At 64.3% G+C, this 23,698-nt stretch carries 25 protein-coding genes and 1 pseudogene; 9 read left to right on the top strand and 17 right to left on the bottom strand.

Annotation, left to right across the window (positions count from 1 at the left end; all coding sequences use genetic code 11):
• The 6 genes from ACFPWW_RS18955 to ACFPWW_RS18930 all read right to left on the bottom strand — a co-directional run.
• On the bottom strand, nucleotides 1-530 hold a 530-nt coding region (locus ACFPWW_RS18955), incomplete at its 3' end, for an FAD-dependent oxidoreductase (RefSeq protein WP_377312929.1).
• 262 nt (nucleotides 531-792) lie between these two features.
• Nucleotides 793-1,578, bottom strand: a complete 786-nt coding sequence (locus ACFPWW_RS18950) for an aldo/keto reductase (RefSeq protein ID WP_377312928.1) — start codon at nucleotides 1,576-1,578, stop codon at nucleotides 793-795.
• Between the two features lie 158 nt (nucleotides 1,579-1,736).
• Nucleotides 1,737-2,636: a carboxylating nicotinate-nucleotide diphosphorylase gene (nadC, locus tag ACFPWW_RS18945; protein WP_377312927.1), complete on the bottom strand. Its 900-nt coding sequence runs from the start codon at nucleotides 2,634-2,636 to the stop codon at nucleotides 1,737-1,739.
• 1 nt (nucleotide 2,637) lies between these two features.
• Nucleotides 2,638-4,182: an L-aspartate oxidase gene (locus ACFPWW_RS18940; protein ID WP_377313040.1), complete on the bottom strand. Its 1,545-nt coding sequence runs from the start codon at nucleotides 4,180-4,182 to the stop codon at nucleotides 2,638-2,640.
• 11 nt (nucleotides 4,183-4,193) lie between these two features.
• Nucleotides 4,194-5,165, bottom strand: coding sequence for a quinolinate synthase NadA (gene nadA, locus ACFPWW_RS18935; protein WP_377312926.1), 972 nt, complete (start codon nucleotides 5,163-5,165; stop codon nucleotides 4,194-4,196).
• 71 nt (nucleotides 5,166-5,236) lie between these two features.
• Nucleotides 5,237-6,133, bottom strand: a complete 897-nt coding sequence (locus ACFPWW_RS18930; protein WP_377312925.1) for an NUDIX hydrolase — start codon at nucleotides 6,131-6,133, stop codon at nucleotides 5,237-5,239.
• 155 nt (nucleotides 6,134-6,288) lie between these two features.
• Between ACFPWW_RS18930 and ACFPWW_RS18925 the strand changes: the two genes are divergently transcribed.
• Nucleotides 6,289-6,534 carry a type II toxin-antitoxin system ParD family antitoxin gene (locus tag ACFPWW_RS18925; RefSeq protein WP_377312924.1) on the top strand — a complete coding sequence of 82 codons (246 nt, stop codon included), beginning with the start codon at nucleotides 6,289-6,291 and terminating at the stop codon, nucleotides 6,532-6,534.
• Entirely contained in the window at nucleotides 6,531-6,842 is a 312-nt protein-coding gene (locus ACFPWW_RS18920; protein ID WP_377312923.1) for a type II toxin-antitoxin system RelE/ParE family toxin, read from the top strand. The genes ACFPWW_RS18925 and ACFPWW_RS18920 overlap by 4 nt, the downstream gene beginning before the upstream one ends.
• Before the next feature lie 9 nt (nucleotides 6,843-6,851).
• Here the strand turns inward: ACFPWW_RS18920 and ACFPWW_RS18915 are convergent, their stop codons facing one another.
• Genes ACFPWW_RS18915 through ACFPWW_RS18900 form a run of 4 tightly spaced genes read right to left on the bottom strand, consistent with a single transcriptional unit; the run spans nucleotide 6,852 to nucleotide 10,338 of the window.
• Nucleotides 6,852-7,655 carry a 3-methyl-2-oxobutanoate hydroxymethyltransferase gene (locus ACFPWW_RS18915; protein ID WP_377312922.1) on the bottom strand — a complete coding sequence of 268 codons (804 nt, stop codon included), beginning with the start codon at nucleotides 7,653-7,655 and terminating at the stop codon, nucleotides 6,852-6,854.
• A gap of 22 nt (nucleotides 7,656-7,677) precedes the next feature.
• Nucleotides 7,678-8,904 (bottom strand): NAD(P)/FAD-dependent oxidoreductase, encoded by a 1,227-nt coding sequence (locus tag ACFPWW_RS18910; RefSeq protein ID WP_377312921.1) that lies wholly within the window; start codon nucleotides 8,902-8,904, stop codon nucleotides 7,678-7,680.
• An 8-nt stretch (nucleotides 8,905-8,912) separates the two neighbouring features.
• Entirely contained in the window at nucleotides 8,913-9,227 is a 315-nt protein-coding gene (locus tag ACFPWW_RS18905) for a MocE family 2Fe-2S type ferredoxin (protein ID WP_112572043.1), read from the bottom strand.
• A 22-nt stretch (nucleotides 9,228-9,249) separates the two neighbouring features.
• Nucleotides 9,250-10,338 (bottom strand): fatty acid desaturase family protein, encoded by a 1,089-nt coding sequence (locus tag ACFPWW_RS18900; RefSeq protein WP_377312920.1) that lies wholly within the window; start codon nucleotides 10,336-10,338, stop codon nucleotides 9,250-9,252.
• 134 nt (nucleotides 10,339-10,472) lie between these two features.
• Between ACFPWW_RS18900 and ACFPWW_RS18895 the strand changes: the two genes are divergently transcribed.
• On the top strand, nucleotides 10,473-11,501 hold the full coding sequence (locus ACFPWW_RS18895) for a LacI family DNA-binding transcriptional regulator (protein ID WP_112704337.1): 1,029 nt from the start codon (nucleotides 10,473-10,475) through the stop codon (nucleotides 11,499-11,501).
• Nucleotides 11,502-11,654: 153 nt separating this feature from the next.
• Nucleotides 11,655-12,467, top strand: a complete 813-nt coding sequence (locus tag ACFPWW_RS18890; protein WP_377312919.1) for a TIM barrel protein — start codon at nucleotides 11,655-11,657, stop codon at nucleotides 12,465-12,467.
• Nucleotides 12,468-12,473: 6 nt separating this feature from the next.
• On the opposite strand, the gene cobM is transcribed toward ACFPWW_RS18890, so the two are convergent.
• Both cobM and cbiE read right to left on the bottom strand, forming a co-directional pair.
• The gene (gene cobM, locus ACFPWW_RS18885) at nucleotides 12,474-13,232 is read right to left on the bottom strand and encodes a precorrin-4 C(11)-methyltransferase (RefSeq protein WP_377312918.1); all 759 of its coding nucleotides are present in this window, start codon (nucleotides 13,230-13,232) and stop codon (nucleotides 12,474-12,476) included.
• A 4-nt stretch (nucleotides 13,233-13,236) separates the two neighbouring features.
• On the bottom strand, nucleotides 13,237-14,466 hold the full coding sequence (gene cbiE / locus ACFPWW_RS18880; RefSeq protein ID WP_377312917.1) for a precorrin-6y C5,15-methyltransferase (decarboxylating) subunit CbiE: 1,230 nt from the start codon (nucleotides 14,464-14,466) through the stop codon (nucleotides 13,237-13,239).
• Between cbiE and ACFPWW_RS18875 the strand changes: the two genes are divergently transcribed.
• Nucleotides 14,465-15,235 carry a cobalt-precorrin-6A reductase gene (locus ACFPWW_RS18875; RefSeq protein ID WP_377312916.1) on the top strand — a complete coding sequence of 257 codons (771 nt, stop codon included), beginning with the start codon at nucleotides 14,465-14,467 and terminating at the stop codon, nucleotides 15,233-15,235. The two genes, cbiE and ACFPWW_RS18875, sit on opposite strands and share 2 nt — an antisense overlap.
• Here the strand turns inward: ACFPWW_RS18875 and ACFPWW_RS18870 are convergent.
• The 5 genes from ACFPWW_RS18870 to cobF form a co-directional block, all read right to left on the bottom strand.
• Nucleotides 15,199-15,963, bottom strand: a complete 765-nt coding sequence (locus ACFPWW_RS18870) for a precorrin-3B C(17)-methyltransferase (protein ID WP_377312915.1) — start codon at nucleotides 15,961-15,963, stop codon at nucleotides 15,199-15,201. The genes ACFPWW_RS18875 and ACFPWW_RS18870 overlap by 37 nt on opposite strands.
• Nucleotides 15,960-16,685 (bottom strand): precorrin-2 C(20)-methyltransferase, encoded by a 726-nt coding sequence (locus ACFPWW_RS18865; RefSeq protein WP_377312914.1) that lies wholly within the window; start codon nucleotides 16,683-16,685, stop codon nucleotides 15,960-15,962. Before ACFPWW_RS18865 ends, ACFPWW_RS18870 begins: the two co-directional genes overlap by 4 nt.
• The gene (locus ACFPWW_RS18860) at nucleotides 16,682-17,314 is read right to left on the bottom strand and encodes a precorrin-8X methylmutase (protein WP_112704344.1); all 633 of its coding nucleotides are present in this window, start codon (nucleotides 17,312-17,314) and stop codon (nucleotides 16,682-16,684) included. Before ACFPWW_RS18860 ends, ACFPWW_RS18865 begins: the two co-directional genes overlap by 4 nt.
• A gap of 2 nt (nucleotides 17,315-17,316) precedes the next feature.
• The gene (gene cobG / locus ACFPWW_RS18855) at nucleotides 17,317-18,678 is read right to left on the bottom strand and encodes a precorrin-3B synthase (protein WP_377312913.1); all 1,362 of its coding nucleotides are present in this window, start codon (nucleotides 18,676-18,678) and stop codon (nucleotides 17,317-17,319) included.
• Between the two features lie 75 nt (nucleotides 18,679-18,753).
• Nucleotides 18,754-19,518, bottom strand: coding sequence for a precorrin-6A synthase (deacetylating) (gene cobF, locus ACFPWW_RS18850; protein ID WP_377312912.1), 765 nt, complete (start codon nucleotides 19,516-19,518; stop codon nucleotides 18,754-18,756).
• Between the two features lie 203 nt (nucleotides 19,519-19,721).
• On the opposite strand from cobF, the gene repA reads away from it, so the two are divergent.
• The 4 genes and pseudogenes from repA to ACFPWW_RS18830 all read left to right on the top strand — a co-directional run.
• Complete coding sequence (gene repA / locus ACFPWW_RS18845; protein ID WP_113413983.1) at nucleotides 19,722-20,918, top strand: plasmid partitioning protein RepA; 1,197 nt, start codon at nucleotides 19,722-19,724, stop codon at nucleotides 20,916-20,918.
• Nucleotides 20,915-21,898 carry a plasmid partitioning protein RepB gene (repB, locus tag ACFPWW_RS18840; protein ID WP_377312911.1) on the top strand — a complete coding sequence of 328 codons (984 nt, stop codon included), beginning with the start codon at nucleotides 20,915-20,917 and terminating at the stop codon, nucleotides 21,896-21,898. The genes repA and repB overlap by 4 nt, the downstream gene beginning before the upstream one ends.
• 257 nt (nucleotides 21,899-22,155) lie before the next feature.
• The gene (locus tag ACFPWW_RS18835) at nucleotides 22,156-23,286 is read left to right on the top strand and encodes an RHE_PE00001 family protein (RefSeq protein ID WP_113413984.1); all 1,131 of its coding nucleotides are present in this window, start codon (nucleotides 22,156-22,158) and stop codon (nucleotides 23,284-23,286) included.
• A 109-nt stretch (nucleotides 23,287-23,395) separates the two neighbouring features.
• Nucleotides 23,396-23,620: pseudogene (locus ACFPWW_RS18830) on the top strand (IS6 family transposase); the annotation flags it as partial.
• Between the last annotated feature and the right edge of the window lie 78 nt (nucleotides 23,621-23,698).

The raw sequence follows: 23,698 nt of genomic DNA, 5'->3' as shown, positions 1-23,698 counted from the left end.
TTGGTGCGCGGCATGACCAGCGCCCCCTTGTCGGCGGCGTCGCGGGCGTTCAGCACCACCATGCGGGCATCGTCGACCCAGCCGTCGGAATATTCGAAGGCCTTGGTGAACAGCGCCTTCAGCGGCTTTGCCGCCGCATCGCTGCGCATGTCGAGCACGGCCGTCGGCGGCAGAAGCCTGCGGCCGCCGAGATGGTCGTAGAGGAACAGGCCAAGCCGGATCATCCAGGCCGGGCGGATGCCGCCCTTGTGATAGGGCAGGACGAAGCGCAGCGGCCAGATGATGTGCGGGGCCATGGCCCAGAGGATCTCGCGCTCCATCAGCGATTCGCGCACCAGGCGGAACTCGTAATATTCGAGGTAGCGCAAGCCGCCATGGATCAGCTTGGTGGCGCCGGACGACGTACCCGAAGCGAAATCGTTCATCTCGGCAAGCGCAACCGCATAACCGCGCCCGACCGCATCGCGCGCGATCCCGCAGCCGTTGATCCCTCCGCCGATGACGAAAATATCGTGAATACGATCGCTCACACCCAATCTCCAAACCGTCGCCCACAATCAGGGCATTGCGCGTTCCGGTACCGGGGAGGCACCGGGCGTTCCGTATCGCCCCGAAGCCTCAAGCAACCGCAATTGCGCCGCTGCGGGAGCAGCGGTTCATTACTCTGTCAGACTGACGATCGTGCACGTTACGACGGCAAACTACGACGCGATTGAGACAATGATGTAAAGGGGCGTTCGCAGGCAGAGCGCGCCCTGAAAGTTCGCAAGACATGTCATTCGCGGAGAAACCTCAGTCCCAGTCCGGCCCCCAGTCCGGATCGACGACGCGGTGGTTGCGGTCGATGGTCTCGATGCGGCCGATCTCCTCAGGCGAAAGCGTGATCGCGCTTGCCCTGAAGTTCGAGCGGATGCGCTCCGGCCGGCCCGAAGTCGGGATGGTGCAATAGCCCTTGGCAAGCTCGAAGGCGATCGCCACCTGCTCCGGCGTCGCGTCGTATTTTTCGCCGATCGAGCGCAGGACCGGCTCGTCGGACAACATGCCGCGGGCGATCGGCAGGTAGCAGGTGACGAGGATCCCCTTTTCCTGGCAATGGTTTGCGAGCTTCTTGTTCTGCAGGATCGGGTTCAGCTCGAACTGGTTGTTGGCGATCTTTCCCTTGCCGAGCAGCGCTTCGGTCTGTTCCAGCAGCGCGATCGTGAAGTTCGAGACGCCGATCAGCTTCGTCAGGCCGCGCGCCTGTGCCTCGGCGATCTGGGTGATGTAGACCTCGAGCGGAACGCGGCCGTTGGGTGAGGGCCAGTGGATCAGCGTCAGGTCCACCCGATCGACCTTGAGCGCTTCCAGGCTCTTTTCCAGCGAGGGCACGAGCGCGCCCGGACCGAAATTATCGGTCGAAATCTTCGTCGTCAGGAAGACGTCGTTTCGGTCAAGGCCCGAGCGGCTGAGCGCTTCGCCGACTTCGAATTCGGTATCATAGGTTTGGGCAGTATCGAGATGCCGGTAGCCGGTTTCGAGGGCGCACAGGATCGCATCGATGCCTGTGGTGCCGTTGCGCCCGTAAGTGCCAAACCCCATCAACGGAATAACATCATGTTTTTGCAAATCTATTTCCTCCAATTCGCCTCGCTCCTCAGCGCGCGTCCAGAGATTTGCAATAGCTTGGGGCCGTGTCCAGCGAAAAACGCCTGCGGAACATGACGCGAAACCGGATCGCGGCCGGGTTTGAACGGCGCCTAGAACGCCTGCGCAACCCGGCGCAATGGCGCAGCGCTTGCGGCAGCGGCTTCGACGAAATCGAGGCCGATATCGAGAACCGGGGCGCTGTGCGTCAGCCAGCCGACCGAGATCAGGTCGATGCCGGAGGCTGCGATGGCCGGCGCCGTTGCCGGGGTGACGCGGCCCGACGCCTCCGTGATCGCCCGGCCGGCGACGATGCCGACCGCCTCGCGCAGCTGGTCGGGCGTCATATTGTCGAGGAGAACGGCATCGACCCCCTCCGCCATCGCCTCGTGCAGCTGGTCGAGCGTGTCGACCTCCACTTCGATCTTGACCATATGGCCGACAGAGGCTTTGGCGCGGCGGATGGCTTGCGAAACGCTGCCGGCAATGGCGACGTGATTGTCCTTGATCAGCACGGCATCGTGTAGCGCGAAGCGGTGGTTCATGCCGCCGCCGGCGCGCACGGCATATTTTTCGAGCGCCCGCAGGCCCGGCGTCGTCTTGCGGGTGCAGACGACGGAGGCCTTCGTGCCGCGGATCGCCGCCACGATGCCGGCCGTCACCGTGGCGATGCCGGAAAGATGGCCGAGAAAATTCAGCGCCGTGCGTTCGCCCGTCAAAAGCCCGCGCGACGGGCCTTCGATGGTGGCGATCACGCTGCCCGGCTGAACGGCAGTCCCATCAGGCAGATGTTGCCGCATCGTGATGGCGGGATCGACAAGCTGGAAGGCAAGCTCCGCCGCGTCGAGACCGGCAACCACGCCCGGCTGGCGGGCGGCCATAACGACCGTCGAGCGATGGTCCGGGGGGATGACGGCAGCGGAGGTGATATCGCCGGCAAGGCCGAGATCCTCGGCCAAGGCTGCGCGCACCAGTGGCTCGACAATGACGCGCGGAAGGGAAGCGAGGTTCATCTCAGGCACTCCTTGCAAGGGGATGGGAAGCCGTTGTCCGGGCGATTTCGAAGGCTTCGGCCAGGGTCATCCGCCGCCGCGCGGCTTCCGCACGCTTCAGCGGATAATCGGTACGCGCATGCGCCCCGCGCGATTCCGCCCGAAGGCTGGCGAAGACGGCGATCAGAAGCGCAACGATCGCCGGATCGGCAGCCGGTCCTTCGCCTTCGGCGAGCGGCAGCAGGTTAGCGACGGCGTCGTGGATGGCGCCCGCGTTGCGCAGCACGCCGAGATGGCGTGAAACGATCGGCCGGACAAGCGAAGGATCGGCTGCCGGCGGCAGCGCCCGGATGGACGCGGGCATGGGCGGTTTTGCCGACGGCGCGGCGAGAATGGCGCGCGCGGCGCGCATGCCCATGACGGCGGCCTCCAGCAGGGAATTGCTGGCGAGCCGGTTTGCGCCGTGCAGGCCGGTGGCGGCCGCCTCGCCGGCCACCCAGAGCCCGGCGACGGAGCTGCGGCCGGCGGCATCGGTCGCCACTCCGCCCATGTGGTAGTGGACGGCGGGCCGCACCGGGATCAGCTGGGAGGCGGCATCGATGCCGGCTTCCCGGCAGAGTGCGTCGATGACCGGGAAACGGGTTGCGAAACGATTGCCAAGCGCTGCGCGCGCGTCGAGGAACACCCTGCCCCCACGCGACAGTTCGGCGCTGATGGCGCGGGCGACGACATCGCGCGGCGCCAGTTCGGCTGCAGCCACGCCGGCCATGAAACGCTCGCCATGCTCGTTGACGAGCACCGCACCCTCGCCGCGCACGGCTTCGCTGACGAGCGCCAGCGGCCGGCGGCGGGAATCGAGCGCGGTCGGGTGGAACTGAACGAATTCCATATCGGCAAGCTCGGCTCCGGCCCGCGCCGCGAGCATGATGCCCTGGCCGAAATTGCCGGTCGGGTTGGTGGTTGCCTCATAGAGCCCGCCGATGCCGCCGGTTGCCAGCACGATGCGCCGCGTCGGCAGCATGACGGCGCCGTTCCTGCCGGCGCAGACGAGGCCGGTGACGCCGCTCTCATCCGTCAGGAGGCGGCGGGCCTCCAGCCCTTCGAGCACGGTGATGGAAGGCGTGGCGCCAACCGCTTCGACCAGCGCGCGGATGACAGCCGCTCCCGAACCGTCGCCTTGCGCATGCACGATGCGGCGCCGGCTATGGGCCGCTTCCAGGCCGAGGGCAAAGCGGCCGTCCGCCGTCCTGTCGAAGCGCACCCCTGCCTGCTCCAGCGCGGCAATGGCGGCCGGCGCCTCGGCGACGATGCCGGCGGCGATGACGGGATCGCAAAGCCCGTCGCCGGCAGCAAGCGTGTCGGCCAGATGCAGTTCGGCGCTGTCATCGGCTCCGAGGGCGGCGGCCATGCCGCCCTGCGCCCAGGCGCTCGACGTCTCTGCGCCAAGGCCCGCGCGGGTGACGATGACAACGGGCTCGGGCGCCAGCGTCAGCGTCGTCATCAGTCCGGCAAGGCCGCTGCCGACGATGACGGTGCGGCCGGCAAGCTGGTCGGATATCCCGCTCATGTCGCTCCCGTTCATACCGAAAGCATCCTCTCGACGGCGCGCCGGGCAGCAGCGGCAATCGCGGGATCGACCGTCACTTCATGGCGGTTTTCTTCGAGAGCCGTGCGGATATTGGACAGCGTGATGCGCTTCATATGCGGGCAGAGATTACAGGGGCGGATGAATTCGACGTCCGGGTGATGCACGGCGACATTGTCGCTCATCGAGCATTCCGTCAGCAGCACGACGCGGGCCGGCTTCTTCTGACCGACATAATCGGACATGACGGCCGTGGAGCCGGCAAAATCGGCCTCGGCAACGACATCGGGCGGGCATTCGGGATGGGCAAGGACCGTCACGCCCGGATGGTTTTCGCGCAATTGCCTGATGTCGTCGGCAGTGAAAAGCTCGTGCACCTCGCAATGGCCATGCCAGGCGATGATCTCGACATCGGTTTCCTTGGCGACATTGCGGGCAAGATATTCGTCGGGGATCATCAGCACGCGCGGCACGCCGAGCGATTCGACCACCTGTTTGGCATTGCCCGAGGTGCAGCAGATGTCCGAGGCGGCTTTGACGACCGCCGAGGTGTTGACATAGGTGACGACGGGCACGCCCGGATGGGCCTGGCGCAGCAGCGCGATATCCTCGGGCGTGATCGAATCCGCCAGCGAACAGCCGGCACCCATGTCGGGGATCAGCACGGTCTTTTCCGGGTTGAGGAGCTTTGCCGTCTCGGCCATGAAATGCACGCCGGCAAGCACGATGACATCGGCATCGACCTCGATTGCCTTGCGCGCCAGCGCCAGGCTGTCGCCGACAATATCGGCCACGCCATGGAAGATCTCCGGCGTCTGGTAGTTATGCGCGAGGATGACGGCATTGCGCCTGCGCTTCAGCTCCAGGATCGCATCGACATCGTCCTGGAACATCATCCATTCGGCTTTGGGAATGACGCGGCTGACGCGATCATAGAGGGACGACGCGGATACAAGGTGGTTCATGGCCGGCTCCATCGATTATGCTCGATTTGAGCATATTATGCGCAAAGAGATATTCTCACGATGAGCATATGTCAATTGCGGGAGAGCGGTAATTTCGTTCCGGCGAGCGCGCGCTCTTCGAGAATGGTCTGGCGGAAGCGGAAAAGCTTGGCCGGCCGGCCGCCGGTCTCGCTTGTCGCCTCACCGGTTGCCTCCACCAGTTCCTGCTGTTCGATCAGGCGGCGGAAATTCTGCTTGTGCAGGGTCAGGCCGGCCAGCGCTTCGACGGCGCGCTGCAATTGCAGCAGCGTGAAGCTTTCCGGCATGAGTTCGAAGACGACGGGGCGGTATTTGATCTTGGCGCGCAGCCGCGCAATGCCGGTCGCTAAAATCCGCCGGTGATCGGCAAACATTGCCCGGCCGAGATTGTCGTCCTTGCTGGCGCCGGCTTCGGAGACGAGACCGGCCTCATAGAGCAGCTCATAACGCTGCAGCGTCAGATCCTCGTTCCAGCCGCCGCCATCGAGCCCGAAGGTGAAATCGGCGCGGCGATGACGGTATTCGCGTCTTGCCGGATCGGCATCGGCCCAGAGGCGCAGGCGCGCGATCAGGTCGTCGAGAATGGCCGGCCGCCCGTCGCGATGGTCTTCCCAGGGGAAATATTCGTACCAGCCATGCCAGCCCGGCCGCCCGGCGCCCGACTGTTCGTTGACGAGGCCGAGATAGCTGATCGAGATGGTGCGCCCGCCCTGGATATCGTTGTTCCGGTCGCGGTCGGCAAAGGTGTAGAGCTGCTCGAGAAAACCGACGGGATGGGCGGTCTGCTCCTGGATCCATTCACGCAGGCCCGATTGCAGCGTGCGATGGCCCATTTCGAAAGGGCCTGATGGCAACGCATCGCCATTGCGGATCGTCATGACGCGCGGTTCATCGCCCGTCACTGCGACGAGAACCGCGATCAGTTCCGCATGTGCAAAGCCTATCGTCACCGGCGCCTGAGAATCTGTTTCTGATGGTTCTATTCTCTGGCATAGGGCATGTCCGATGCCAATGACGGGCGCGCGCGCTCCCCAGTAAAGACGCATAGGTCGCGTTGAGAGCTACCAAATTTTGGTATATATTGGTAACAACGCAGGAGGCTTCCTTGTCCAAGAATACATCCATCGCCTTGGGCGATCATTTCGCGGGTTTCATCGAGCGGCAGGTCGTCGAAGGCCGCTACGGCTCGGCAAGCGAGGTCATCCGCGCCGGCCTGCGGCTTCTCGAGGAGCACGAGGCAAAGGTCAAAGCGCTGCGTGATGCGATCAGCGCCGGCATCGATAGTGGCGAGGCTGAAGACTTCGATTTCGACGCCTTCCTCAGGGACAAGCGTCGGACTCGGATGAAATGAAAGCCTATGTCCTTTCCAGGGCAGCTGTCGCCGATCTCGACGCGATCTGGGATTACACATTTGACAACTGGGGTCAGGCACAGGCGGATCGTTATATCGACGATATCCGCCGGGCTTGTGAAGCTATAGGGACGGGCAGTCGGACCGGACGGCCTGTTGACGATATCTGGCCCGGCATCCTCAAGCTCGCCATCAATTCGCACTTCCTGTTCCATCGCAGCCTTGAGGACGGTCGGATTGGTGTTGTCCGTATCCTGCACAAGCGGATGGATGTGGATGCGCGACTTCGAGATATGCCTCTGAATTGAAGCAGACGCCTACCCCTCCGCCTCCAGCCGGTGCAGGAAATTGCGCAATTCGGCCTCTTCGATGCCGACGAGATGACGCTTTTCCGGATAGGCGCCGGAACTGACATCCTCGGCGAATTCGCTGAAGGCGGCGATGCGTTCGCGTTGCAGCCGGTTATGTTCGGCGGCGAAGTTGCGATAGACCTTGGCGTGGCGCGGCGTGTGGTCTCGGGTCGTGCCGAGCACGTCGTCGGCGAAGAGATATTGCGCGTCGCAGCCCCGTCCGGCGCCCATGGAGATCATCAGCATCGAGGTGCGGTTGGAGATCGCCGCCGCGACATCGGCGGGAACGACCTCGATTTCGGCTGCGAAGGCGCCGGCATCCTGGAGCGCCTTCGTCTGGCGCCAGACATCGAAGGCGCTGGCCGCGGTCTTGCCGACGGCGCGAAAGCCGCCGGTCCAGGTCGCTTTGGAGGGGATGAGCCCGACATGGCCGCAGACGGGAAGGCCTTCGTCGCGCATGCGCCTGATGGTCTGCAGGCTTGCCGCGCAATAGACGGCGTCGCCTCCGGCTTTGAGCGCCTTGAAGGCCTCGCGCATATAGTCCTCGGCCGAGACATGGTCGCCATATTCGAGGCCCGGAATGGCGAAGGGCGTGGGAGCCGCCTCGCGAAAGGCCGGGCCGAGCAGGGCCGGCGGCACGGAGACCATGTCGATGCCGGCCTTTTCCGCCGCTTCCGCCTCTTCGAGCGAGGTGACGCGCAGCATGGTGAGCTGCCGTTTCCCCTTGAGTGCCAGCAGGTCGGCGACCGTGGCGCGATTGTGTTTTTTCATCGCAATATCCTTTGGACCGGTATCAGGCGGCGAGAAGCGTCTTCAGCTTGACATTGCTGGCCGTCAGCGCGGCCGGATCGGGATGGGCGCGTGCGGCAATCAGCATTTCCGCCAGCCGGATATCGCGGGCGACCGCATTGCCAAGGCCGATGCCGCTTGCGGCGAGCAGCCGGCCCTCTGCGTCGAGATGGAAGAGGATGAAGGCGCCCTCGGCGAGATCGCGGCGCAGATGCGTGACCGCGCCGTCGGCCAACCCTGATATCTGCAAGGTCATGTCATACTGATCCGACCAGAACCACGGCACGGCGGAGACCGGCTCATCGGCGCCGAGCATGTTGGCAGCGGCAAGCACGCCCTGTTCCTGCGCGTTGCGCCAGGATTCCAGCCGCACGCGCCGGCCGCCATAGAGTGCGAGCGGGAAGGAGCAGCAGTCGCCGGCGGCGAAAATATCGGGGGCGGAGGTGCGCAGCCGGTCGTCGACGGCAATGCCGTTGTCGATGACAATCCCGGCCGCTTCGGCAAGCGCGGTATTCGGCCTGGCGCCGATGCCGACAAGCGCCAGATCGGCCTCGATTACTTCGTCGCAGGAAAGCCGGATCACGGCCTTGCCGTCTTGCTCGGCCAGGGATTCGATGGAGACGCCGCAGCGCAGATCGACGCCCTCTGCGCGGTGGCGTTCGGCGATGTGGCGGGCGATGTCTTCGGGAACGGCGCGTTTCAGCACCCGTTCCAGCCCTTCGACGATGATGACATCGGCACCGAGTTGGCGCGCGGTCGCCGCGACCTCCAGGCCGATGAAGCCGCCGCCGATCACGGCGAGCCGCTTGCCGGGCTGCAGGGCGGCACGCAGCGTCACCGCATCATGATAGGTGCGCAGCGATCGGATACGGCTGCTTGCACCCGCTGCATTGGGAAAGGCGCGCGCACTGGCGCCTGTCGCAAGCAGCAGCCGGTCGTAAGCGAGTTCGCTGCCGTCGGAGAGAGCGACGGTATGGGCCGCGGTATCGAGGCCGCTTGCCGTCATGCCGGTCAGCAGGCGGATCCTGCCGGCCTCGTAGGCATCCTTTGCGGCGACGAATTTCGGATCGGCCTTGCCGGCAAGGCCTGCCTTGGAGAGCGGCGGGCGCTCATAGGGCGCATGCGGCTCGGATCCGACAAGCGTGATGTCGCCGTCAAAGCCCTTTTGCCGGAGCGCGAAGACGGCACGCGCTCCGCATTCCCCTGCCCCGATGATGACGAAATGGGCCATGGCGCGCCTCAGATGGCGATGAAGACGGCGCCGTCTTCGATCTTGACGGGATAGGTCTTCAGGTTGACGCAGACCGGAGCCCCCTTGGCTTCGCCTGTCCTGTAGTTGAAGCGGCCGTTATGCTTGGGACATTCGATGATCTCGTCCATGACGAGCCCGTCGGCGAGATGGACCTGCTCGTGCGTGCAGAGCCCGTCGGTGGCGAAGAATTCGTCGTCCGGGCTGCGATAGACGGCAAAGGTGCGCCCGCCATGGTCGAAGCGAATGACATCCTCCTCGTCGATCTCGTCCCTGCCGCAAACCTCGATCCAGTTTCCGCTCATGTCTTTTCCTCCCTCGATCTTGTTATTGAGCTGCGGGCGCCAGTTCGGCGTGGAATTCCTCGCGATAGGGCCGCGCCGTTGCCGGCAGTTCCCGCTTGAGGAAATAGTCTTCGTTGCGAAGCTGGCGCAGGAAGGCCGGGATCATTTCCCTGTAGCCGGACCAGATCGACGGATTGGGGGCCGGCAGGTCGTGTTTGATCATCGCATGCAGTTTCGGCAGCGCATGGTAGGGCACCATCGGGAACATGTGGTGTTCGACGTGGTAGTTCATGTTCCAGTAGATGAAGCGGCTGATCGGGTTCATGTACACCGTGCGGCTGTTCAGCCGGTGGTCGATGACATTGTCGGCAAGCCCGCCATGCTGCAGCAGGCCGGTCAGCACATGGTGCCAGGCGCCATAGAGGCGCGGCAGGCCGATCAGCATCAGCGGCAGGACAGAGCCCATATAGACGGCGAGTGCGATGGTGACGACGTAGATCGCAAGCCAGATACGGGCAATGCGGATCGCCTTCGGCTGCTCCATCTCGGGAATGAAGGTCTTTTCCTCGGGGCTGATGACGCCGGCCGAATTTCTGACCATGTCGATGATCGCATGCCAGGCATCGAGAATGCCGAAGACGTTGAGCACCAGACGGAAGAGGTCCGGCGGGCGCATGACGGCGATCTCGGGGTCGCGGCCGACGATGACGGTGTCGGTATGGTGGCGCGCATGGCTCCAGCGCCATGTCACCGGATTTCGCATGATCATGAAGCAGGCAATCTGGTAGACGACATCGTTCATCCAGCGCGTCTTGAAGGCTGTGCCGTGGCCGCATTCGTGCCAGCGGCTGTCGGAGGCCGAGCCGTAGAGAACGCCATAGGCCAGAAAGAAGGGTACGGCGATCCAGGAGCCCCAGAAAGAGATGCCAAGTGCTGCGGATATCGCCATGCCGCCGAGCCAGAGTGCCGTGTCGCGGATCGCCGGCGTGTCGGAGCGCTGCATCAACGCCTTCATCTCCTTGCGCGGAATATCCGTGTGATACCATTCCGCAGCCGCCAGCCCGGTTTCGACCGCCGTGCGCCCGCTCTCTCCCAAGAGGCTGTAATCGCGCTTGCCCGCCTCGCCTGCCATGCCTTCCTCCCTCGTCAGCTCCTGGCCCGGAGAATAGGTTGACTTCGAAAGGCGCTCAATGCAGGCTTGATATATTCTATCAAAAGCCATCAAAATTGGCTTTCATTTATGATTGAAAACTATCAGGAACAACCATGCGCCGCCCCACCATCTCCGATCTCGCCCAGGCTTCCGGTGTCAGCGTCGCCACCGTCGATCGCGTGTTGAACGGCCGCCATCGGGTGCGGGAGGAAACGGCGCGGCGCGTCTACGATGCGGCCCAGTCGATCGGCTATCATGCCGTCGGCCTGATCCGGCAGCGCGTCTTCGAGGATCTGCCGCAATATCGGCTGGCCTTCCTCCTGCAGAAGCCGGCACAACCTTTCTATCAGGCCTTTGCCCGGGAGATCGAAACGGCAGCCCGCAATGTTACCAGCGCGCGCATCCAGACGCAGGTGGAATATCCGTCAACCGCAACGCCGGCGGCAATCGTCGAGAAGATCAGGCTGCTTGGCGCCAGAAACCAGGCCGTCGCCCTTGTCGGGCCGGATTATCCGGCGGTGACGGCAGCGGTCGAGGAGCTGAAGGAGCGCGGCATCCCCGTCTTCTCGCTGCTATCGGATCTGGCGACCGGCGTCAGGGACGCCTATGTCGGCGTCAACAACCGCAAGGCCGGCCGCACCGCCGCCTGGATGATCGCGAAAGCTGCGCGCCGGCCCGGCAAGGTCGCCTGCTTCGTCGGCAGCCACCGCTTTCACGGTCATGAGCTGCGGGAAATGGGCTTCCGCTCCTATTTCCGTGAGGAGGCACCCGATTTCGAGGTGGTCGAAACGCTGATCAATCTCGAAACGCCCGAGATCACCCATGAGGCGACGCTGACGCTCCTGCAGAAACATCCCGATCTCGCCGGCCTCTATGTCTGCGGCGGCGGTATGGAAGGGGCGATCTCGGCATTCCGCGAGGAGGGGATCGGCGGCCGCACCATACTTATCGTCAATGAGTTGACGTCGGACAGCAAGGCCGGCCTTGCCGACGGCATCGTCACCATGGCGATCGGCACGCCGCTGCCGGCGCTTTGCCAGGAGGTGATGTCGCTGATGATGGGGGCGCTGGAACAGGGCGAGATTGCCGTCCCCGGTCAATCCTTCCTGCCCTTCGAGATTTTTCTGCCGGAGAATATCTAAAAATGATGGAATTCCATCATCCATCTGGAAAGTCTAGCAGCAATGATAGAGTTTGATGCGGTACGGCGGATGGATCGGCCGGGAAATTCCAGTAGAGATCGGCCGAACATTCACAATGCTTCTCACGCATGAGGGGCGAGGAGGAGATTTCGCATGGCATCCATCCGTTTCGCGCTGAACCATATGGCCGCACCGTCGCTGCCGGTCGAGGATTTCTTTGCCCTTGCCGCCTCGCTCGGCATCGATGCGGTGGAGATCCGCAACGATCTCGCCGGCAATGCCATTCTCGATGGCACGGGGGCAGAGGTCATCAAGCAAGCGGCGGCCCGCCACGGCGTCGCGATCATTTCCATCAACGCCTTGCAGCGCTTCAACGAATGGAACGCGACGCGCGCAAGAGAAGCCCGCGAACTGATCGATTATGCCAAGGCGGTCGGCTCGCAGGCGCTGGTGCTGGTTCCGAAGAATGACGGCACGGGCTGCGCCGACGGCGAACGCCAGGCAAATCTCCGCCGCTCGCTCAAGGAACTCCGTCCGATGCTGGATGCCGCCGGCATTGTCGGGCTCGTGGAGCCGCTCGGCTTTGCAATCTCTTCGCTGCGCTCCAAGGCGGAGGCAGCCGACGCGATCGAGACGCTGAATGCGCAGCCGACCTTCCGGCTGGTGCACGATACGTTTCACCATCACCTTGCCGGCGAAACGCCCTTCTTCCCGCATCTGACGGGGCTGGTGCATATTTCCGGCGTCAGCGATCCCGCCGTTTCGGTCTCCGACATGCGCGATCCGCACCGCGTCCTCGTCGATGCCAACGACAGGCTCGGTAACGCCGCCCAGATCAGCGCGTTGCTGCAGGCAAGCTACAAGGGGCCGTTTTCTTTCGAGCCCTTCGCATCCGAAGTCCATGCCTTGAAGGACCCCGGCGCGGCCTTGAAGGCGAGCATGGATTATATCCTCGCGAAGGTCTGAGAAGCCCTATTCCCGACCGCGGAAGCGGCGCTGGTAGGCAGGGTCGTAAAGAGAGCTTTCGCGGAAATCCTCCGTCGAAAGCGAGCGGCCGACGAAGATGATGGCCGTGCGCTCGATCGGCTCGGCCGCCACTTTCTTTTCGATATCGGCGAGCGTGCCGCGCAGGATGCGCTCGTCGGGCCAGCTGGCCTTGACGACGATGGCGACGGGGCAATCGGCACCGTAAAGCGGGGTCAGTTGCGTCACGACGTCAGTCAGCGCATGGATGGCGAGATGGATTGCGAGCGTCGCGCCGGTTGCGCCGAATTTTTCGAGCGTCTCCTCGTTCGGCATCGGCGAGGCGCGGCCCGATACGCGGGTGAGCACGAGGCTTTGCGCCACGGCCGGGATCGTCAGTTCGCGTCCGAGCGCGGAAGCTGCGGCCGCGAAGGCCGGAACGCCCGGCGTCATCGTATAGGCGATGCCGTGTTTTTCCAGCCGGCGGATCTGCTCGGCGACAGCGCTCCAGACGGAGAGATCGCCCGAATGCAGCCGCGCCACATCCTGGCCGGCATTGGCGGCCTTCAGATATTCGGCCTCGATCTCGTCAAGCGACATGGGCGCGGTATCGATGACGCGTGCGTCCGGCGGGCAATATTGCAGGAGTTCGGGCGAGACGATGGAGCCGGCATAGAGGCAGACCGGGCATTTGCCGATCAGGTCGCGTCCGCGCACCGTGATGAGATCCGCCGCGCCCGGTCCGGCGCCGATGAAATGAACCACCATTCGTCTATTCCTTGATCCAGCGCCATTGCGTGACGGGCATGGCCGGCCGCCAGCCGCTCATGCCGCCGACGGGGGCGGGGCGGGCGATTTCGATTTTGGTGAGCAGGCCGCCGCGTGCGGCATATTCGGCCAGGAGCAGCGCTTCCATCTCCAAGGTCACGGCATTGGCGACGAGCCGCCCTCCCCGCTTCAGAGCCGCGGTCGCGGCCTGCATGACACCGGCCTCGCTGCCGCCGCCGCCGATGAAGATAGCGTCCGGTGCCGGCAGGCCGGCAAGCGCTGCGGGTGCCGTTCCCTCGACAAGCGCCAGATCCGGCACGCCGAAGGCCGCGGCATTGCGGGCAATGCGGGCCGCCCGTTCCGGCGCCTGTTCGATGGCGATTGCTCTGAGCGACGGATCGGCCAGCATCCATTCGATACCGACAGAACCGGATCCGGCGCCGATATCCCAGAGGAGTTCGCCATGACGCGGCGAAAGCGCCGAAAGGGTCATGGCGCGGACTTCCCGCTTGGTGATCTGTCCGTCATGTTCGAAGAGCGCGTCGTCGAGGCCCGGAGCATAGGGCAGGGCGCGCGCCGCCCTGCCCGCCACGACCTCGAGAGCGCAGACATTCAGCGGATCGATCGCGTCGAAATCGAAACGAGCCGCCGTCGTGCTGCGGACGCGCTCCCGCCCGCCGCCAAGCGCTTCCAGAACCGTCAGCCGTGTCTCGGCAAAGCCGTTGGCCACGAGCAGGTCGGCAAGCGCCTGCGGCCCCGTCTCGTCCGAGGTCAGCGCCAGAATGTGCCTGCCGGCATGGAGATGCGGGCGGATGAGGTCGAGCGGGCGTCCATGCAGGGATATGCAGGCCGTCTCCTGCAGCGGCCAGCCGAGCCGCGCCGCCGCAAGGCTGAACGCGGAAGGTGCCGGGATCGTGCGCATCTCGTGCGCCGCGATCCGGCGCGACAGCGTCGCGCCGACGCCGTAGAGGAACGGATCGCCCGAGGCCAGAACGACGACGGGCGTGCCGCGGCGAGCCACGATCGCCTCCACCGATTTCTCGAAGGGGCTCTGCCATGCAAGGCGTTCGCCCGTTATCAACGTATCGGCAAGTTCAAGATGGCGCGCGCCGCCGAAGACGGCAGGTGCCGCAGCGATCAGGCGCCTTGCCTCTGCGCCGAGCCCGTCTGGACCATCTTCGCCGATGCCGATAAGAGTGAGCCAGCGCGGGCCGGAAGGGGAGGTATCAGACATGGAGAAGACCCGTATCCTGATCCTCGGCGGCACCGGCGAGGCGCGCAGGCTGGCCGCGGAACTTGCCGCGCGCGAAGAGTTCGACATCCTGTTGTCGCTTGCCGGCCGCACGGAGACCCCTGCCCGACAACCGGTTCCCGTCCGTATCGGCGGTTTCGGCGGGGCCGCCGGCCTGGCGACTTTCCTGACGGAAGGCGGCTATGGCCTGCTGATCGATGCCACCCATCCCTTCGCCGAACGCATTTCTGCCAATGCCGCCATGGCCGCCGGACGCACGGGTATCCCGGCCCTTGCGCTCGTCCGCCCCGAATGGCTGCCGGAACCTGGCGACCACTGGCATATCGTGGCCGATATTCCGGCGGCGATTGCATCGCTTGGGCCGGCTCCGCGCCGCGTGTTCCTGGCGACCGGCCGGCAGGGCGCCCATCATGCCGAGGTTGCGCCGCAGCATTTCTACCTTGTGCGCAGCGTCGATCCCGTCGATCCGCCGCTCGCCCTTGCCGATGTCGAATATATTCTCGACCGTGGCCCCTTCACGCTCGAGGGCGAAATCGAACTGATGCGGCAGTACCGCATCGACGCCGTCGTCACCAAGAACAGCGGCGGCACGGCGGCCTACGCCAAGATCGAGGCAGCGCGCCTGCTTGGGCTCAAGGTCGTGGTGATCGCCCGCGTGCCCGCTGCCGGCCTGACGTCGGTCGAAACGGTGGAAGCGGCGCTCGAAGCGATCGGTCATCTCATCTCTCCGGTCATGAAGCGCGGCGTATAGATCAGGTCCGGCTGGCCCTCGCGGGCAATCACCCGCGTCTGCGGCGAACCGATGATCACGCAGGTCGCCATATCGGCAATGGAGGCATCGGCCGTGTCCAGCGGCTGCACCGTGATCCGCTCGTCCGGCCGGCCGGCCGCGCGGCCGAAGATGACGGGGGTCGCGCCCGGCAGATGCCGCCGCAGCAGTTCGAAGGCGGTGCCGAGCTGCCAGGGGCGGGCCTTGCTGATCGGATTGTAGAGGGCGATGACGAAGCCGGCTTGTGCGGCAAGCGCCAGGCGGTTTTCGATGACGGGCCAGGGTTTCAGATTGTCCGACAGCGAGAGCGCGCAGAAATCATGGCCGAGCGGTGCGCCGACACGGGCGGCGACCGCCAGCATCGCGGTGATACCGGGCAGAACGGTGAGATGGATATCTCGCCATTCCGACGGTCCCTTGTCGATCGCTTCGCAGACGGCGGCAGCCATGGCAAAGACGCCCGGATCGCCGCCCGAGACGACGCAGACATCGCCACCCTCGGCGGCAAGCGCCAGGGCGGCCCCTGCCCGGTCTAGTTCCTCCCTGTTGTCGGAGGCATGGCGGCGCTGGTCGGCGCGCAGCCTCAGGCGATCGAGATAGGGACCGTAGCCGAAGAAATCGCTCGCGGCTTCAACGGCGGCCAGCGCTTCCGGCGTCATCTGCTCCGGATTGCCGGGACCGGTGCCGATTACGAACAGCCGCCCGCTCATCGGCGGGCCTCCCAGCCGGGCACCAGCACCAGCGAGAAATAGGGCGCGTCACCCTCGCCCCGTTCGGCAAGCTTCACCATCGCCGCATTCGCCATCGTGCCGCGCTCGACATAAAGCGCATCTTCGAGCCGGCCTGCCGCCTTGAGCGCACGGCGGATCTTCGGCAGGTTGCGGCCGACCTTCATGATGACGGCGGCCTCCGTATCGGCGAGACGACGGGTAAGCTCCTGTTCGCCCATCGTGCCCGGCAGGACGGAGAGCACGTCGTCGCCCTGAACGATCGGGATGCCTGCCAGCGACCAGCAGCCCGACATGGCGCTGATACCGGGAATGACCTCGGTCGGGTAGCGCTGCGACAGCCGCACATGCAGATGCATGTAGGAGCCGTAGAAGAGCGGGTCGCCTTCGCTCAGCACCGCAACCGTGCGTCCCGCTTCGAGCTGGCTGGCAACGGCATCGGCCGAGGCATTGTAGAAATCGGTGATGCGGCTCTGGTAGAGCGGATCGTCCTTGTCGAGTTCGGTCGTGACGGGATAGTAGAGCGGCAGCAGGGTCGTGCCGGGTTTCAGCAGATGCTCGACAATCGCCTTGCCGTTGCCGCCCCTGCCCTGCTTGGCGAAATAGGCAATGACGTCGGCGCCTTCGATGGCGCGGACGGCCTTGACGGTGAGAAGCTCGGGATCGCCGGGTCCGGTGCCGACGCCGATCAGACGGGCGCTCATAGGCCGGCCCTCGAAAGCGCATTGATGGCGGCCGCCGTCATGGCGCTGCCGCCGAGCCGGCCACGCACGATCGCATAGGGAACGCCGTAGGAATTTTCGGCAAGCGCGTCCTTGGATTCGGCAGCCCCGACGAAGCCGACCGGCATGCCGATGATCGCTGCCGGCTTCGGCGCGCCGTCGCGCAGCAGTTCGAGAAGATGGAAAAGCGCCGTCGGTGCATTGCCGATCGCAACCACGCTGCCGGCGAGCCGGTCGAGCCAGAGATGCAGGGCGGCGGCCGAGCGGGTGTTTCCGGTCTCACGCGCAAGCTCGTGGGTGCGGGGATCGTGCAGGGTGCAGATCACCTCGTTGCCGGCAGGCAGGCGGGCGCGCGTCACGCCATGCGAGACCATTTCCGCATCGCAGAGGATCGGTGCCCCATCCTGCAGGGCAATGCGCGCCGCATGGACGAAATCGGGCGAGAAGACGAAATTCTGAGCCGCCTCGACCAGCCCGCAGGCGTGGATCATGCGCACGGCGATATCGGCCTCCTCGGGCGAAAAACGCGACAGATCGGCTTCGCTGCGAATGATCGCGAAGGAGCGTTCGTAGATCGCGTCTCCGCTGCGGATATAATCGTAGTCTGGCATTGCTATTCCTGTTGCAGCGCTTCGGCGAGACCGGAGGCTCCAAGCCTTTGCAGGCAATCGGCACTCGACTCGCCGGCACCTCTATTGTCTTCGATCAGCCGGGCGAGCCTCTCTATAGCGAAATCGATCCGTTCGCCAGCAATCCTTGCAGCCGGCGGGTCGGCCGCAAGCCCGCCGACGATAAAGCCGTACCCTTCGGCTGACCCCACGATCGCCAGATCGGCGCGCCGATGCGCGCAGCCTTTTGCGCAGCCGGAAAGGTGAAGCTTCATCGAGCCGTCGAAGAGCGCGGGAGCGCGATCCATCAGCCGACCGGCCAGGACCCGCGTTTCGTAAAAGCCCGAAGCGCAGGCGCTAGCCCCGGCGCAGGCGGCGACCTGCTCGGCCGGCTCGTTTGCCCGCACACTGAAGCCGTGATCGACGGCCGCCTTCCGGATCGCCGGCATTGCCGTTTCGGGCAGACCGATCACGAAGAAGCCACGATCCGGAGCCAGCCGGATTTCTTCCGCGCCGGCGCTCTCGGCCGAAGTCAGGAAGGAGATCAGATCGGCGGTTCTTGCCTGACCGAATGTCAGGCGCACGCCAAGTGCGGCGCGGCCATTGCCCAAGGCCGTGATGCCGACGAAGGAGGATTTTTTCGGAACGGGACGGGTCGATCGAATGCTATCGATATCCGGAAAACGGGCCGTCAGCGCTGCCGCATCGATATCGCGGGCGCGCGCACTCCTGCCATGGGCGGCCAGCATCTGCAGCAGATCGCTCGCCGCATCGGCAGCGGCATCGGCGTTTCCAAGGGCAAGCGGCGTCGCGCCCTCTTCATCGCCTGCTATCGAAACCAGCCATTGTCCCGATGGCTGCGCGACGATGCGGATATCGGCCGTGAGAGCGGAAAGCGAAAAGCGGCCGCCTCCGTCGATCAGGATGGAGAGTTTGGGAGCAAGATGTGCGGAGTTCAGGACGTCGCCGAGCTTGTGGCGCAGCACGGCCTCCATCTCTGCCGCATCGGCGATCTCTTCGGCGTCGATACCGTGCAGCGGCGAAATCTCGATCGCCACGCCACCGGGCACAATGATCCCTGCATTGTCGACCGCCGCCGTCAGCGGCCCGACGGTATCGCTACGGAGCCCCCGGATCTGTAGATTGCCGCGCGCGGTGATCTCGAGAATGCCGTTGCCATGCAGCGCTGCCGCGCGGGCCAGGCGTTGGAACTGGGAAACCGTGAGTGCGCCGCCCGCAGGCCGCAGCCGCACCAACAGGCCGTCGCCGGTTTGCATGGGTGCGGCAAGCGCCGGGCAGGCACCACGCTGCATGCCCGCGATATCGGGTCTCCCCGCGTTCAAGATCTTGCCGGCAGCGCTGCGCATTCACCCATCCTTTGGTCCATCTCTTACATGATCGCGCCGGATGCAGCAAAGTAAGATCGGTCCGGTGATCGGCGTTCAGTCCTCGAAATCCCGTCCCTTTCGCAGGAGATAGATGTCCATGATCCAGCCGTGCCGCGCGCGTTCCTCGACGCGCAGACGGGCTATATCCCCGGCAATATCGCCAAGGCGGCCGGAGCGGATGACCTCGTCTTTGGTGCCGAGATAGGCACCCCAGAATATCTCGGCATCGGGATCATCGATCTTCGAAAAGGCCTGTTCGCCATCCAGCATCACGACCGTCGTCTCGTGCGTCAGCCCCGTTTGCGCCAGCCGCCGGCCGGTGGTGATCTCGACCGGCTTGCCGACGAGGTTGACCGGGATGCGATGGCTTGCCGCCAGCGCCTGGATGCTGGTAATGCCCGGCACGACGCTGTAGGCAAAAGCGCATGTCCCGGCATCGCGCACCCGTTCAATGATGCGGATCGTGCTGTCATAGAGGCTCGGATCGCCCCAGACGAGGAAGGCGCCGCTTCCTGCTTCCGGCAGGCCTCCGATCAGGCCCTCGTAGATGCGGGCGATTGCCGCGTGCCAGTCGTTCACGCTCTCCATGTAGCTGCGGTTCTGGTCCGCCCGTTTCGGTACCTCGAATTCGACGATGCGGACGTCTTTGCGGCTCAAATATTGCTCGCAGATGTCCCGCCTGATGTCGGCCAGGTTCGCCTTGTCGGCGCCCTTGGTCGGGATGAAGATGACGTCAGCACCGTTCATGGCATTGATCGCCTGCACGGTCAGATGCTCGGGATTGCCCGTGCCGATGCCGATGATATGGATATACCGCACGCTTCCTGCCTCGCAATTTATGGGCGGTTTGTGCCGCTAAAGCCGGCCCTTGGCAAGAGCGGACCCAGAAGTTGGCCGCGGCCAACTTTCTATCTGTGTGGTTAGCGGAGCGTTGATTGTCGCCATCCCCCGAATCATGTCATCTACGATACGCTTTTTGAAGCTATGTTGACGGAAAAGCGCTTTGAGAAAGGGCAAGTGTTTTGGACAACATTAGCGTATCGACGACAGACATTCGCATCGAGCGGCACGCCACGCAGCTCTCGCGCCAGCTGAAGCTGCTGCGCGAAAGGCTTTTTCCGCCGCTTTCGCAAAAGACGCTGCGCACCTTCAGCTCGGGTGAAGCGGCGCAGATGATCGGCGTTTCCGATGGTTATCTGCGCCAGCTCTCCCTGGACGGCAAGGGGCCGCAGCCGGACGTCTCGCAGAATGGCCGCCGCTCCTACACGCTCGGCCAGATCAACGAGTTGCGCCAGCATATGGCGAAGATCAAGCCCAAGGATGCGCTCTCCTACCTTCCCTGGCGGCGCGACGGCGAAAAGCTGCAGACGATCGCGATCACCAATTTCAAGGGCGGTTCGGCCAAGACGACGACCACGCTCTATCTGGCGCAGCATCTGGCGCTGGAAGGCTATCGTGTCCTGGCGATCGATCTCGATCCGCAGGCCTCGCTTTCCTCCCTGCTTGGCGTCCAGCCGGAATTCGACCTTTTGGATGGCGATACGCTCTATGGTGCGATCCGCTACGATGCACATCGGCGCCCGTTGAAGGATATTGTCCGCAAGACCTATTTCGACGGTCTCGATCTGGTCCCCGGCAATCTCGAGCTGATGGAGTTCGAGCACGAGACGCCGCGAGCGCTCAGTGATCGCCAGAGGCCGGAAGAGCTGTTCTTCCGTCGTGTCGGCAATGCGATTGCCGAAGTCGAGGCCGACTACGATATCGTCGTCATCGACTGCCCGCCGCAACTCGGTTATCTCACCCTCGGTGCCGTCTGCGCCGCCACGTCGCTTCTCATCACCATTCATCCGCAGATGGTCGATGTCGCCTCCATGTCGCAGTTCCTGCTGATGACGTCGGATCTTCTGTCTGTCGTGCGCAAGGCCGGCGGCGACCTGCAGCATGATTTCATCAAATATGTCGTCACCCGGCATGAGCCCTTCGATGCTCCGCAGTCGCAGATCGTGGCGCTCCTGCGCGGCCTCTTCGGCGATGACGTGCTGACGGCAACCATCCTGAAATCGACGGCAATCGCCGATGCGGGCCTCACCAAGCAGACCCTCTACGAGATTGAAAAGGGGCAGGTTCGCCGCTCCACCTATGACCGGGCTCTGGAATCGGTGAACGCCGCCAATGGCGAAATTCTTGCCAGCATCCATAAAGCATGGGGCCGCACATGAGCAGACGCGATCGACTGAAGGGACTGTTTACCGATACGGCGCAGGAGTTGGCCGCGGCCAACTTCGAGGGTGCATCCGCGCGCGGCGCGGCCGGCCCGGTGCGCACCATGGCGCTGACGCTCGGACGCATGGAGGAAGAGAGCAGGGCGATGGAGGAAGCCCTGCTGTCCGGCGAACATGTCGTCGAACTCGATCCGGAGTTGATCGATTCCTCTTTCATTCGCGATCGTCTCGGCGACGAGCCGCTCGACATGGAAGACGAACTCGTGCAGTCGATTGCGCAGAACGGCCAGGAGGTGCCGATCCTCGTGCGACGCAACCCGCATCATGACGGGCGCTATCAGGTCGCCTATGGCCATCGCCGCCTCCAGGCGGTGAAACTGCTCGGCCGCAAGGTGCAGGCGGTCATCCGCAAGCTCGACGATACCGATCTCGTCATCGCGCAGGGCATCGAAAACTCGGCACGGCGGAATCTGTCCTATATCGAACGGGCCGTCTTCGCGCTCAATCTCGAACTGAAGAAGTTCGACCGACCCGTCATCATGAAGGCACTTTCGACCGACAAGACGGAATTGTCGAAGCTCATTTCCGTGGCGAAAGCCATTCCCGCCGACATTATCCAGGCGGTGGGTGCCGCGCCCGGCATCGGTCGCAGACGCTGGATGGCACTTGCCCAGGATTGGACGGATGCTGCCGCCTCGCGGCTGACGAAGCTGATCGGATCGTCCACCTTCAATGCGGTGGAGAGCGACCGTCGCTTCGAGCTTCTCGTCGCCGAGCTTTCCAGGAAGGAAGAGGCGAAGCCCGAAACGGTCGAGTATGACTGGAAACCTGCGAGCGGCGGCAAGATCGCCGGCCGTATCAAGAGTTCCGGCACCTCCTTCACGATTGCCCTGAAGACCGGCGACGCGCCGGAATTCGGCGCCTATCTTTCGAGCCGCCTCGACGAACTCTACGAAGCCTACAAGGCCGGGAAGTAGACAGCGGGGCAGGGACGGCAAACCGCGGCGGGATTGCTGCCGCGCGCTGGTCGATAGTGTAACTCCGGAGAGGCGGAGCGATTGCGATCGCTCTGCTCGTGACGCTCGGCGAGGCAGGCAAACATTCCCGTCTGAAAACCGGGTGATAACCTCGATCTCGCCGGCCGCGACGTTGTTTGCATGTTTTTGCCATGCGATAACTGACGGAAGCAAATACGGCTTTCCCTTCCCTTTGTGAGAATCCGTTAAACCTAACAATGCGCTACGATATAGATGCCGCAACGCTCCAGACGCTGCTTCCGGCCATTGCCGGGGCCGAGGACGCGCTGGCGCGGCTCGACGAGCGGACGGCACGGTCGCCGGTGGGGCAGGGCTTTGCCGCGCGCGGCCATTTCTTCGATGCGGCCGGTGCGCTGTGGGTGGCGGGCGAGCTCGTGCATCTCGAAGACCTGGTCCTTCACGATGCGCATATGGACAGCCGCGCGCCGAGCCACGAGCTGACCATCGCCCACTCCGTCCTGCGCACGCGGCGGCGGATCGAGACGGCCGATCCGGCCTGGGCGCTCAGCCCGGCGGGCCTTGGCGTGCTGACCGCCAGCATGCTGGAAGGGGAGGAGAGGGCGCCCGAAGTACCCGAGGCCGCGCCTGTCGGGCATGAGCCTGACGAAGAGGACGACGGGGCGCCGCTTGCCGCCGAAATCGCCGAACTCGATGCCCTGCTCGCCCGTTCGCAGAGACTTCTCGACCGGCATGCCGGAAAACCTGTGGCGGAAGAGCTGGCAGAGGCTGCATCGACGCAACGCAACGACGATCCGCTTGGCCTGTTCGGCGACGACGAATGGAACGAGGAAGAGCGGCTTCAGCAATGGCGCGGGCTGATACCGCTCGTCGAGGAGCTGCCGCACAGCCTGGCGGCCGCCGTTCTCTTCGATGCCTGGGAGCGGATCGAACCTCTGCGCCGGCAGCATTGGCTGGGCGGACTGCTGATTGCAAGCAGCCTGCGGGCGCGCGGCAAGGTCGCCTCGCATCTCTTTTCTTTTCACACCGGGCTGAAGCAGATCCGCCACGAACGCCGCCGCTCGCGTGATCGCGTCACACGCCTGCAGGCCTTTCTCGATGCGATGCGGGAAAGCGCCACCGTCGGTCTGAAGGAGATCGATCGTCTGTCGCTCGCCCGCACGCAGATGGAGCTGCGCTTCCGCGGTCGCCGCTCGAACAGCAGCCTGCCGCAGCTTGCCGATTTCATCCTGTCGCGGCCGATGGTGTCGGCCGCCATGGTTGCGCGCGAGCTTGGGGTGACGCAGCGCGGCGCTCTGAACCTCATCAACGAGATCGGCATCCGCGAAATCACCGGCCGTGGCCGCTACCGGGCCTGGGGCATTCTCTGAAGCCGCTACCGGATACGTCTTTTCGACCGCAGCAAGGGTGTATCCGCAAAGACTTTGAGTGGCATCGTAAACTTAACGAAGTAGCGATCAAGATGTGGGATCTGGCGGCATGACCCGCTTTGCCCGTGATCCGCTTTATCGCCGCCATCGCTTTCCAACCGAAATCATCGCCCACGCCGTGTGGCTCTATTTCCGCTTCCCACTGAGCTTGCGAATGGTCGAGGCCATCCTGGCCGCACGCGGTATCATCGTCTCGCATCAGACGGTCCGGCTGTGGGCTGAGAAGTTTGGCGGTGCCTTCGCCAACGACATCCGCAGACGCACGGCCGGCCGGCTCGGCGAGCGAATTGCGCGCCGCGGCAATGGACCAATGGGCCAAGATCGCCCGGATATGACCTCTTGCTGAAACTCG

This window comes from Rhizobium sp. GCM10022189 (genome assembly GCF_042656325.1).
Taxonomy (GTDB): Bacteria; Pseudomonadota; Alphaproteobacteria; order Rhizobiales; family Rhizobiaceae; genus Rhizobium.
The sequence above is the reverse complement of the archived record's forward strand: the minus strand, read 5'-3'. Positions and strand labels throughout refer to the sequence as shown.